7 protein-coding genes are annotated in these 12,846 nt (G+C 52.1%); 5 read left to right on the top strand and 2 right to left on the bottom strand.

Going from position 1 to position 12,846, the window contains the following annotated elements:
- Positions 1–10 precede the first annotated feature (10 nt).
- Positions 11–1,201 carry a mannonate dehydratase gene (gene uxuA, locus GN242_RS01095; RefSeq protein WP_154753459.1) on the top strand — a complete coding sequence of 397 codons (1,191 nt, stop codon included), beginning with the start codon at positions 11–13 and terminating at the stop codon, positions 1,199–1,201.
- Positions 1,202–1,248: 47 nt separating this feature from the next.
- Here the strand turns inward: uxuA and GN242_RS01090 are convergent, their stop codons facing one another.
- Complete coding sequence (locus GN242_RS01090) at positions 1,249–1,578, bottom strand: DHCW motif cupin fold protein (RefSeq protein WP_156286787.1); 330 nt, start codon at positions 1,576–1,578, stop codon at positions 1,249–1,251.
- Positions 1,579–1,896: 318 nt separating this feature from the next.
- Here GN242_RS01090 and GN242_RS01085 point away from each other — a divergent pair, with 318 nt between their 5' ends.
- The gene (locus GN242_RS01085; protein ID WP_156286786.1) at positions 1,897–3,468 is read left to right on the top strand and encodes an EAL domain-containing protein; all 1,572 of its coding nucleotides are present in this window, start codon (positions 1,897–1,899) and stop codon (positions 3,466–3,468) included.
- Between the two features lie 584 nt (positions 3,469–4,052).
- Complete coding sequence (proP, locus tag GN242_RS01080; protein WP_154753456.1) at positions 4,053–5,558, top strand: glycine betaine/L-proline transporter ProP; 1,506 nt, start codon at positions 4,053–4,055, stop codon at positions 5,556–5,558.
- Positions 5,559–5,639: 81 nt separating this feature from the next.
- Here the strand turns inward: proP and GN242_RS01075 are convergent, their stop codons facing one another.
- Positions 5,640–8,591 (bottom strand): autotransporter outer membrane beta-barrel domain-containing protein, encoded by a 2,952-nt coding sequence (locus GN242_RS01075; protein WP_197094755.1) that lies wholly within the window; start codon positions 8,589–8,591, stop codon positions 5,640–5,642.
- A gap of 629 nt (positions 8,592–9,220) precedes the next feature.
- Between GN242_RS01075 and ahr the strand changes: the two genes are divergently transcribed.
- Entirely contained in the window at positions 9,221–10,237 is a 1,017-nt protein-coding gene (gene ahr / locus GN242_RS01070) for an NADPH-dependent aldehyde reductase Ahr (protein ID WP_156286784.1), read from the top strand.
- A 324-nt stretch (positions 10,238–10,561) separates the two neighbouring features.
- Complete coding sequence (fhuE, locus tag GN242_RS01065) at positions 10,562–12,739, top strand: ferric-rhodotorulic acid/ferric-coprogen receptor FhuE (protein ID WP_154753454.1); 2,178 nt, start codon at positions 10,562–10,564, stop codon at positions 12,737–12,739.
- The last annotated feature ends 107 nt before the right edge of the window (positions 12,740–12,846 follow it).

Here is a 12,846-nt window from a genome sequence, read left to right as displayed (position 1 = left end):
AGGAGAAAGTATGGAACATACATGGCGCTGGTATGGCCCCAAAGACCCGGTCTCATTAGACGATGCCCGCCAGGCGGGCGCTACAGGGATCGTCACTGCCCTGCACCACATCCCCAACGGCGATATCTGGCCGGTTGAAGAGATTAAAGCCCGTCAGGCCTTACTGGCCGAGAAAGGCCTGGTGTGGTCAGTGGTAGAAAGTGTCCCCATCCACGAATCGATTAAAACCCAGCGCGGTGACTACCAGCGCTATATTGCCAATTACCAACAGTCGCTGCGCAATCTGGGTATCTGCGGTATTGATACGGTCTGCTACAACTTTATGCCGGTGCTGGACTGGACGCGCACCGACCTCGGCTGGACGCTTCCTGACGGGGCAAAAGCGCTACGCTTCGACCATATTGCTTTTGCCGCCTTTGAGCTGCATATCCTGCAACGCCCCGGCGCAGAGCAGGACTATAACGCGCAGGAACAGCAAGAAGCGGCTGCCTTTTTTGCCGCCATGAGCCAGCAGGAGATCGACACCCTGACGCGCAATATCATTGCCGGACTGCCGGGCGCGGAAGAGGGCTATACGCTGGAGCAGTTCCAGGCGCAGCTTTCCCAGTATGACGGCATTGATAAAGCCCGTTTACGTGAAAATATGGCCGAATTTCTACGCGCCATCGTACCCGTAGCAGAGGAAGCGGGGATCGTGCTGGCGGTACATCCGGACGATCCACCGCGCCCGATCCTCGGCCTGCCGCGCATCGTCTCTACCCTTGAAGATATGCAGTGGCTGAAAGAGACCGTCGACAGTCTGCATAACGGTTTCACCTTCTGTACCGGCTCCTACGGCGTCCGCGCAGATAACGACCTGGTGAAAATGGCGGAGACGTTTGCCGACCGTATTCACTTCGCGCATCTGCGCTCGACCAAACGTGAAGAGAACCCGAACAGCTTCCATGAAGCCGCTCATCTGGCAGGAGATGTGGATATGGTAGGGGTGATTAAAGTGATTCTTGCCGAGGAGCAGCGCCGTCGTCGCGCGGGCAATCAGCGTGCTATTCCGCTGCGCCCGGATCACGGCCACCAGATGCTGGATGACCTGCATAAAAAAACCAATCCAGGGTACTCCGCGATTGGCCGTCTGAAGGGGCTGGCAGAAATTCGCGGCGTCGAGCTGGCGCTGAAACAGATCTACTTCAGCTCTGACTCTTAATAATAGGAACCGCAGAAGAGCAAGTCTGCGGCTTAAGCTTTGACAGGTTAGTCGACAATAAAAAGTTGCGCGCCGTTTTCCGTCCAGGAGCGGTGCGCTTCAGCATTGTCCGCCACCTGATAACTCATACCCGCCGTCAGGGTAAACCGGCGGCCATCATCCAGCTCAGTATGCAACTCACCGGACAGGCACAGCAGAATATGGCCCTTGCTGCACCAGTGATCGGCCAGATATCCGGGGGTATACTCCACCATTCTCACCCGCACCTCACCAAACTGCTGCGTGCGCCACCAGGCGCTCCCCTTCTCTCCTGCGTGCTCCGTGGCTTCCAGCACCGACCAGTCGGTGGTACCAAAAGGAATATCGCTCATCTTCATCGTCAGGCTTCCTTTAACAGTAAAAAAATAAATTACGTCAGCCGGATAGCCACGGCAAGTTCTGATGCGGCCCATCTCTTTGCGGGACACTGTGAAGTTAAACGCTGTACAAAAAGAGGTGAGGGTCGATTCAGTAATTTTTGCATAATATCAACGCTTGCGGGCAGCCTTACGCCGATAATAGAGCGCTTAAAACGTCATTAAGAGGCTTTTCATTCTATTATTGTCATAGTGTGACGATAATTAACCTATAACACAGGATCCAGGCCGTTTATTCGCGCGACAGCGGCCCAATCGCGCAGCTCACAGGGGAACAGCTTGCAAGCATTCGTAAAGCCTAAGCATGATTATTTCTGGCTCACCGTCGCCGGTATATTGCCGCTGTTACTCTGCCTTGTTTTTACCTTTCTCGAAGCGCGTAACTCGCTTATTCATCAGCAGAAAACTACGGCATCTACACTGATAGATCAGGCTGAACATGTCAGTCAGCTTGCCTGGGAGATGACCAGCCGTCTGCGCCAGTTCAATAATCGTCAGTGTGCAGATATCCGTTCTCAGCTACAGCGCTACGGTACGCTTTACCCCTATTTCCGTTCGGTGGGGCTGACCCACGGTGACGAGATCTATTGCTCATCGGCCTTTGGCTCGACGCGCGCCACGCTAGATACCATGCTGCGTGGCCGTCTTCCCGGGCATCATCTGCCTTCATGGATGCTCTCACTGCCCGGCACTTTTGGCGTGAAGGATCGTCCTGCGGTGGTGTATTCCCAGGCCACGCCTGATGGCTTTAGCAGCTATGCCGTGGTGGAAGGGCAATATCTGATCGACTTTATGACGGCTATCGGTCTTAAGCATGGCTATCACATCACCATGCAGTTTGGCGGTGGTTATCGCATCGCCAGCGGGAAACCACTCAGTAGCTATGAGGAGCTTCTCGGAACCTCGACTTATACCACCAGCTCCGATCGCTATGCGATTACCGTCAGCCTGACCACCCCACGCAGCGAAGCGCTGCACAGCTGGCTTCAGGTGCTGTTCACTTTCCTGCCGATGGCGATCATTCTGTCGCTGCTGTTTATGATGGTCACCAACAGCTGGCTAAAACGTAAAAGCTCCTTCCGCGATGATATTCGTCGCGGCATCGATCGTGATGAATTTACGGTAAATTATCAGCCGGTGTATAACCAGGTCACGGGCTGCTTATCGGGAGCCGAGTCGCTGCTGCGCTGGCAGCGACCCAACGGCAGCTGGGTACGCCCGGATATCTTTATCGCCGCCGCAGAAGACGAAGGGATGATTATTCCCCTCACCCGGCATCTGCTGCAGCTGGTGGCAAAAGATTGCGTCAACTGGCAGGTGCCGCCCGGATTTAATCTCGGGATTAACGTGGCGGCGGAACATTTGCAGGATAAGGATTTTGTTGCTGATATTCGCCAGTTTGCCCTGGATGTGGCGCATTTAAACGCCACTATCACTCTCGAACTGACGGAACGCAGCCTGATCAGAGACGGCGCAGAAGTCGGGCGTAAATTAACAACCTTGCGTAATGAAGGAATGAAGGTTGCCATTGATGATTTCGGCACCGGCCACTGTTCGCTGACCTATCTGCAAACTTTCCCGCTCGATTATCTGAAAATTGATAAAGGCTTTGTGAATGCTATTGAGAGCGTCGACGGCGAGACGCCAGTACTGGATGCCATTATTATGCTGGCCGATAAACTGGCGCTAAAAGTCGTCGCTGAAGGCGTAGAGAACGCCGTGCAAATGGAATATCTCAAGAGGCACAGCGTAATGTATATCCAGGGTTACTATTATGCCAAACCGATGGACAACACGGCCCTGATGCAATGGATTGCGCAGCAGAACGCTGCGGCAGAACCGAGCCTGTAAGTGGCAGCCGCACACCTGACGACTGTCAGCGAATAAGCAGGTGATAAATGCGAGTAGATAACAGAGCATCATGGCAATAATATTTTAAATATTCTTCAATACTATCCAGCTTAGTGAACCCGTAATTTTGGAAATTATTGTTTTTGTTTTACTCACCTTTTCCCCAAAAAGCGGCGATGAATATTACTGACTGAGATCAACCGTTCAGAGTTCGCTCCACAATTTTTTCTCAGTTTATTTGCATCAAGCCAATGATAAGGTTAACTTATTGGCCTGCATTAAACTGCCTCCTCTGATTTTATTCGCCAGCCCATTGCAAATTATTAGTAGGAAACACCGTACAAATGCAGGTTTTTTTCCGGCAAACAGGAAGTTTCCTGCTGAAATGGTGCCAGGTGGCAAAGAGAGGATATACTGTATAGTTGGCAGAATGTGCTGCCGTGCAACATTGGCACCGTTCAATGTTTGACGATGGCGCATTTCGCAGCTGGTTTTCTCCCGTGAGCGGTCAGTCAAAACCACGGGTCTGACCATAGCGGCGAGATTTTTATCTTGGAAAAACAGATAATTACAGGGTGCTCTATATGAAGTTACGTAGGAAGCGTGTCAAGCCGATTGGGTTAAAAGACGTTACAATTATTGACGATACCAGATTGCGTAAAGCAATTACGGCGGCCTCATTAGGCAATGCCATGGAGTGGTTCGACTTCGGTGTATATGGCTTTGTCGCTTACGCACTGGGTCAGGTTTTCTTCCCGGGCGCAGATCCCGGCACACAAATGATTGCCGCACTGGCAACCTTCTCCGTTCCTTTCTTAATCCGTCCACTAGGTGGCCTGTTCTTCGGCGCACTGGGTGACAAATACGGTCGTCAGAAAATCCTGTCGATGACCATCATCATTATGTCGATCAGTACCTTCTGTATCGGCTTAATTCCCTCCTATGCCACGATTGGTATCTGGGCACCGATTCTGCTGCTGCTGTGTAAAATGGCTCAGGGCTTCTCGGTAGGCGGTGAGTATACCGGCGCATCAATTTTTGTTGCTGAATACTCTCCTGACCGTAAGCGCGGCTTTATGGGCAGCTGGCTGGACTTCGGTTCCATTGCTGGTTTCGTGCTCGGTGCCGGGCTGGTGGTGCTGATTTCCGCCATTATTGGTGAAGCAAACTTCCTCGACTGGGGCTGGCGTATTCCGTTCTTCGTGGCGTTGCCGCTGGGAGTTATCGGGCTGTACCTGCGTCATGCTCTGGAAGAGACACCGGCGTTCCAGCAGCACGTGGAAAAACTGGAACAGGGCGATCGTGAAGGTCTGGCTGAAGGGCCGAAAGTCTCCTTCAAAGAGATTGCCACCAAGCACTGGAAGAGCCTGCTCTCCTGTATTGGTCTGGTGATTGCGACCAACGTGACCTACTACATGCTGCTCACCTATATGCCGAGCTACCTGTCGCATAACCTGCACTACTCAGAAGACCATGGTGTGATGATTATCATCGCTATCATGCTGGGTATGCTGTTTGTGCAACCGGTAATGGGCCTGATGAGCGATAAGTTTGGTCGTCGTCCGTTCGTGATTATCGGCAGCATCGCGCTGCTGCTGCTGGCAATACCGTGCTTTATGCTGATTAACAGCGGCGTAATGGGGCTGATTTTTGCCGGCTTGCTGGTGCTGGCGGTGATCCTCAACAGCTTCACCGGCGTAATGGCATCCACCCTGCCCGCCATGTTCCCGACTCACATCCGCTACAGTGCGCTGGCCAGTGCCTTTAACATCTCTGTGCTGGTTGCCGGTGTGACGCCAACCGCAGTGGCCTGGCTGGTAGAAACCACTAACAATCTGTATATGCCTGCTTACTACCTGATGGTGGTGGCTGTGATTGGCCTGGTGACGGGTATTATGATGAAAGAAACTGCCAATATGCCGCTGCGTGGCGCAACCCCTGCCGCTTCAGATATTGCCGAAGCGAAAGAGATTTTGCAGGAGCATCACGACAATATTGAACAGAAAATCGATGATATCAGCGAGCAGATTACTGAGCTGGAAGCGAAACGCTCCCGCCTGATCGATCAGCATCCGCGTATTAACGAATAGTTCTGATGAGCTAAACGTGTTGGTGATAAAAGGGCTGACCGGTAAACCGGCCAGCCCTTTTTTTATCGTAAAAGAAATGACTTAAAACTCGTACTTCATCCCGATATTACCGCCGTAGCCCTCTATACCCTGGCCAAAACCGTGCTGATAGTTAACATCGGCGTACAGGCTGATCTCCTTGTTAACCTTGCCGCGAACCCCCGCTCCGATTTGCCACCAGCCGGAGTGGACATGAGGTGTTAAATTCTCATCGTTCATTGTGATACCGGGAAGATTGCCCATTCGCTGTACCACATCTGCCTGTAACCAGGGCTGAATATCCTTGTGGTCATAAAACATTCGCACCCCGCCACGCGCCTGCCCCAGGAAGTCATGACTGCGATTGACTTTAACACCATGAGAACGGATTTCACCGCTGTGCAGATACTGCCCCATCAGCTGCAACTGCGGCTCCAGTTTAACCAGCCCGCTGACGGTAAAAGGCATCCCCATTTCAGCAGACAGCAAGGAGCTGTAGCTACTTTGCCGGGAATCATGGGCACTTTTGAAACGGTTACGATACCAGGTCATCTGGCCCACAGTATCCAGATACATGCCATCGTCTGCCTCAGCGGTAAAATATCCGCCCACGCTGTAAGCAGTAGTTTTGATTTTGCCGGTATTAACTGACAGGCCAGAACGCTCGCTACGCGCATAATCGCGCGCATTAGTGTGGATATCCCCGATGGTCACCATCACCCCTGAACGCCCCTCAAAATCAGGAGCCAGGTTTCCGCGCCACAGATCGCTGCCCAGCTGCATAAACACCGTATTGCCGTCATAGCCAAAGCGGCCAGCGCCGTAGAGATCGTGACGCCCATAGATACGGCCCCAAACGGCCTTATCCCCCTGCCTGGCCCCAAGGCGCTGGTGATAGGTTCCGGCAGCCGTATAAGCATAGGCTGCGTTAAGATAAGGCCCCATCAGATAGCCTGCCGTTTCGGGACGATAGGCGCGGGTGGGAATGGGTGTATTCGGAATAGTACTGGTGGTCGGCTTATAGCTGGACTGCAAATACCAGTCGTGACTGTTCACCGGGTTGAGGAAGTACTCATAGTTACCGGCCAGAACCGGTTTTGACTGAGTGAAGGTGACGCCTCCGGTTTCACCGGCCACGTTAATCACCGGGATCCCCATCTGCGTCTGCGCGCCCTTGCCATCCTTATTGGTAATATTTACGGTAAATTTCCCGGTGGCATTCCCCTTCACATTCAGCCTGTCGCCCGGCGAACTGTCATCATCCAGCTGCACGTTCATACCAATCACACCGCTGCCGCTCAGATCGTTATTGACGGTTAAAGTATGGAACTCTTTGCCATCGAACTGAGCGTGACCATCCAGCTGCAAGCTGTTGAGATCGGAGTCACCGGTGACATTCCAGACGCTGGCCTGATCCAGCATCATGCTGCTGACATTCTTCGTGTAGCCGGTCAGCGTCGAACCATTTTTCAGGTTCAGATCCACCTGATTATTCAATGAGTCGGATAGCACGTTCCCATTCAGGGTAGCGTTATCCGCCATCACATTAACCTGACTGTTGCGTACATCTGCACCCTGACTGTCTTTCGCAGTCATGGCATTCAGTACATCGCCATTGCCTCCGGTGACCACTGTCCCGTTAGTCAGATTAAGGTTCAGTCCGCTCCCCACCGTCTGCACGGCACTGAAACCGCCACTGGCTAGCTGCGTATTATCCAGTGATACCTCGCTGGTGGCGCTACTGTCGACATACAATCCGGGGCCATCCATCGTGGCAATGCTGCTGTTAGTCATACCCAGCGTGCCGTTTCTCAGTATGACGCCGATGGACTGTTTACCTTTGGTCGTCAGAGTGGTGCCATCGGCGGTGATTTTGCCGCCACCGGATGCCACTATCCCGGTGCCGCTGCTCCCGGTAGTGGTGATAGATGAGTTGCTTAACGTCATATTGGCCTTAGCACCGCTGGATTGCACACCAGTAGTATTCTTACCAACGGTGAGCACATTGATATTTTTTGCATCCAGCTGGGTTTGGGAAACAATACCGCGCCCGCCCTCTCCGGATATCGTGGCCTGAATATGGTCAAGTGATGCCTTGCCTGCCGTCGCCGATACCGCAATACCATTGTCACCCGAAATGCTGAACACCGTATCTTTCACCTGCAACGCGGAATCCTCTGTCGTCAGCCAGATTCCATGTGCATAACGTCCTGACGTTTCGATATGCCCGCCGTTTACCTGCGCCGTACCGCCGTATTCCAGACTCAGGCCATGGGCAAAATCACCGCTGGTGTTGAGATTCACATTATTGAGGACGCTTTGCCCGCGCGAGGAAATTGCCGTAGCGTTTTCCCCCTGGGTAGAGATGCTGCTGTCACTCAGGATCAACGCATCACCCGGCTGGCTGCTTTTCTCAACCAGAATACCCTGCCCTTTATTACTGGCATTAATAATCAACCCTGACGCATTCAGGGTGGCGTCATTAACATGGATACCAAAACTTGAGCTTCTGCCATTAAGAATGATTTGCGTGTCTTTTAGTATCGCCTGAGCGCGATTGGACAGCTCTATCACATTCAACATTAGCGGTTTATTTGCCGTTAATACTAACCCGCTCCCGTTAAGCGTTCCGCCACTAATATCGATCCCTTCATTTAACGTTTGCCCAAGGGTAATATTGGTGTTTTTAAGGTCAACGGTGGAATTTCCAGTAGCAGAGATACCGAACGAGTTGTCGCCGCTAACATGAATATTCCCGCCATTCATCTTAAGCGTACCCTGATCAACCTCTGCCCCATGGGCATAATCCCCCTGAGTTGAAATAGAAGCTTTATTGATATTGGCTTCTGCTCCATCACTGACCTGAAGACCGTGCGAGACGTCTCCCGTAGTAATAAAGTTCAGACCCGGGTCGGTGGTCAATACGCTGTTCTTTCCGCTGGCGGATAATGTAGGTTGTTTCTCACCTGTGGTGGTATTTCCCTGAGATACCTGAAGTTGCGTTCCATCATTCACTTCCCATGTTGATGATGCAAGCGCGCTGAGGGGAAAAAGCACCAGGGTTATAAGATTAAAGGAAAATCTTTTTCTAAAAACTCGCATAACAAAATCCCTTTATTACAGACTCCATTAATAAAAAATACAACACACCCCGTATATTGAAGCATTCACAGCTTAATATCACACCGGTTGATCTAACGCATAAGGCGACAACAATAAAGCATTTTTAATTATTACAAAATAATTAAAAACATATACCATTAAGACATATTAATATGATTTAAGGCTTGTAAAATTAAAACACCATTATGATCATCAGCGTTAATCTCACAAAAAACACATCATTAGGATTACACTGAGGAATTAATTAAATATACTTAATTACCATTCGTGAAAAAAAAGCATTTTTTGCCGATATAAAATGACTCTGTCCCTGATATTAACCTGAGAAAAATAACAATATAAGTGGAATGTGGCATCAAAAGGGCATGTTCTGGCAGGCTCCTGCTTCTTTCCCGGCTTTTTTTGCACAAAAAAACCTCATTCACTCCGGCTGATGCGCAGTTTGTGCGGCGAAAAAACAACTTTAACACCCCGGGGCGCTACACTCTCCCCTGACCGTAAACTGAATCTGAGGTATTGAAGTGAAAATTAAAAGCTATGCTGCAATGAAAGCAGGACAGGCCCTGGAGCTGTATGAGTTCGACGCTGGCGCGCTGAGTGCAGAGGAAGTGGAAGTCGAAGTTGAATACTGTGGCGTCTGCCATTCCGATTTGTCGATGATCGACAATGAATGGGGGATCTCTCAGTACCCGACCATTGCCGGCCATGAAGTGATCGGGCGCGTTTCCGCACTCGGCGAAGCGGCAAAAAATAAAGGGCTGTCAATAGGCCAGCGCGTGGGCATTGGCTGGACGGCAAAAAGCTGCCAGCACTGCGACGCCTGTATTAACGGTGAGCAGGTGAACTGCGAACAGGGCACCACGCCAACCATTCTGAATCACGGCGGCTTTGCCGAGAAGCTGCGTGCAGACTGGCAGTGGGTTATCCCGCTCCCGGAAAGCCTGGATGCCACCAGCGCCGGCCCGCTGCTGTGTGGCGGTATCACCGTGTTTAAGCCTCTGCTGATGAGCAATATTACCGCCACCAGCCGCGTGGGCGTGATCGGGATTGGTGGTCTTGGCCATATCGCCATCAAAATCCTGCGGGCGATGGGTGCAGAAGTGGTGGCATTCAGCTCTACGCCGGGTAAAAAACAGTCGATCCTTGATATGGGTGCCGATGAAGTGGTCAACAGCCGTGACCCGGAAGCGCTGAAGGCCCAGGCCGGACGCTTCGATCTGATCCTCAGCACCGTAGCCGTCGATCTTGACTGGAAGCCGTACTTTGATGCACTGGCACCGAAGGGAAAATTCCACACCGTTGGTGCCGTGATGAAGCCTTTCCAGGTAGGTGCTTTTGATTTGATCATGGGTGATAAAGCGATTACTGGTTCCTCTACCGGCTCGCCTGGTCAGCTGCGTTCCCTGCTGAAGCTGGCGTCACGTCGCGATATTGCGCCACACGTTGAGTTTTTCCCGATGTCGAAAATCAACGAAGCGCTGGATCACGTTCGCGCCGGAAAAGCCAATTTCCGCGTGGTACTGAAAGCAGATTTCTGATGCTGTAATCCTGCCCTGTCCGGCTCCCTCTTTATCCCCGGGGCCGGGCAGGTTCGCTGCGCCATGATCCCCCCATGATTCCCCAAACCCGCATTAGTTCCCCGCATGCTTAATAAATATTTACATCCAATACCTAAATAATTATAGTTCTCATTTGCTTTCCCATTACTTCCTATTACAAGCAATATTGCCAATTTGCAGTGCCAGTGGACCTCACCGCGACATCATGGATTAGTCAGCGTGCCAATACCGCCTAAGGACAAACGGTAGATCTCTTTGTGCCCGGTGCAGGCCGTTACATAACATCAGCTACTTATTCCAGGAATGATCGTGCCAATTTCTCGTTCAGCAGCCCATAATAAAACTCACTCAGCGTCATTATCTGCTACACCTATTTTCACTCCGTCAATCGCCGCGCTGCTGGTCATCTCCGCGCTGCACCCTGCATTTGCCGCCGATAGCACCAGCGATACGCTGACCGTTGAAGCCAGTGCAGATAGTGCCGCAGTACAGCAGGCGGCCACCGACTACAGCGTGCCGGTGACCACTGCGGGTACCAAAATGCCGCTGACGGTGCGTGATATTCCGCAGTCAGTGTCAATCGTCAGCAAACAGCGCATGCAGGATCAGGGGCTACAAAGCGTTGGCGATGTGCTGAACAATACCACTGGCGTCTCTGCCTCAAATATCGACTCCGATCGCTCGAACTACTATTCACGCGGTTTCCTGATTAATAACTATCTGTTTGATGGTGTACCGACCGTGGTGACCGATGTCTGGGATCTCGGTGACGCGCGTTCAGATACGGCTATCTATGACCGTGTCGAAGTGATTCGCGGTGCGAACAGCCTGGCGCTCGGATCCGGTAATCCGTCAGCCTCTGTCAATATGGTGCGCAAGCACGCCGACAGTAAAGTCGTGACCGGCAGCCTGTCGGCGGAAACCGGCAGCTGGGATAAGCAGCGCTACGTGGGCGACATCACCGTACCGTTGAATGAGTCAGGTAGCGTACGCGGCCGCGCCATCGGCGGTTACCAGGAAAATGACAGCTGGCTGGATCGCTATCATGCCCGTAAGAAATTCCTCACCACCGTGCTGGATGCCGATCTGAGCGATTCCACCACGCTGTCGCTGGGGTGGGATTATCAGGAGAGCAGCACTGAAGACCCAAGCTGGGGCGGTATTCCAACCTTCTACAGCAACGGCGAGCGCACCCATTTTGATCGCAGCTTTAACTCCGGCGCAGACTGGGCGTACAGCGATAAAGAATCCAATAAGTTTTTCGCCACCCTGACGCATAAATTTGACAGCGGCTGGCAGGCACAGGCCACCGGCAGCCATACCCGCACCAATTTTGACACTCGTCTGATGTATGCCAGCGGTTACCCGGATAAAGCCACCGGCACGGGAAGCCTGCTTTACAGCGGCTGGAACAAAGGTCGCCGCACCACCGACAGCGTAGATCTCTATGCTAACGGCCCGTTTGAACTGCTGGGCCGCAGTCATGAACTGATGATTGGCGGTAGCTACAGCAAGCAGGACAACACCTTCTTTAACAGCTTCACCAATCTGGATAGCTCGCAGGTGGGTGATTTCCGTAACTGGAACGGCACCACAGGGGCCACCGACTGGTCACCTTTTACGCCTTATCTGGATGACGCTATTCGCCAGAAGTCGGTCTATACGGCGGCCCGCTTCTCCCTCGCCGATCCACTGTCACTGCTGGTGGGTGCCCGCTACACCGACTGGAGCGCTAACGGCACGTCCGGTAATAACGATGCCGATAAGATTGCGCCTTATGCCGGTCTGACCTACGACCTGAACGATACCTACTCGCTGTATGCCAGCTACACCAGCATCTTCCAGCCGCAAACCTCACGTAACAGCAGCGCGCAGTACCTCGATCCGGTAACGGGCAAAAGCTACGAAACGGGCATCAAAGGCGACTGGAATAACAGCCGTCTGACCGCCACGCTTTCACTGTTCCGTACCGAGCAGAACGGGCTGGGTGTTAACAGCTATGTCTATATTCCTGGCACCACTGAATATGCCTATGACGAAGTGGATGCGGTCAGCCGCGGCGTAGAGTTTGAAGTGAACGGTGCATTAACCGATAACTGGCAGATGACGTTCGGTGCATCGCGCTATATAGCTGAACAGCGTAACGGTACTGCCGTTATGCCGGAAATACCGCGCACTACCGCCAAACTGTTTACCAGCTATCGTCTGCCAATGTTGCAGGATCTCACCGTAGGCGGTGGCGTGAACTGGCAGAATAAAACCTGGGCGAATGTTGCGGACGGCCCGGCAGGCAGCGACTATATCGATCAGTCCCCTGTCACGCTGGTGAATCTGTTCAGCCGTTATCAGGTTACTAAGCAGGTTTCCGTCCAGGCTAATATCAATAACCTGTTCGACCGCGAGTATTACGATTATATGGGTACCTACGTGGTTTATGGCGCGCCTCGCAACTTCTCAGTATCGGCTAACTACTCGTTTTAATTAGATAATTTTCCAACCTGTTAATGCCAGCAGCGTTCGTCTGCTGGCATTATTCTCAGGCACTAATAAAATTACCAACGCGTTACTTTTTTTCCGATACACTGCAC

Origin of the sequence: Erwinia sorbitola, from assembly GCF_009738185.1 — a bacterium.
Taxonomy (GTDB): Bacteria; Pseudomonadota; Gammaproteobacteria; order Enterobacterales; family Enterobacteriaceae; genus Erwinia; species Erwinia sorbitola.
Note: the sequence above shows the minus strand (reverse complement) of the source record. Positions and strands in the feature narration are given on the sequence as shown.

Coding starts and splice junctions, on each gene's coding strand:
- uxuA (WP_154753459.1), top strand. CDS start 11: ATGGAACATACATGGCGCTGGTATGGCCCCAAAGACCCGGTCTCATTA.
- GN242_RS01090 (WP_156286787.1), bottom strand. CDS start 1,578: ATGAAGATGAGCGATATTCCTTTTGGTACCACCGACTGGTCGGTGCTG.
- proP (WP_154753456.1), top strand. CDS start 4,053: ATGAAGTTACGTAGGAAGCGTGTCAAGCCGATTGGGTTAAAAGACGTT.
- fhuE (WP_154753454.1), top strand. CDS start 10,562: ATGATCGTGCCAATTTCTCGTTCAGCAGCCCATAATAAAACTCACTCA.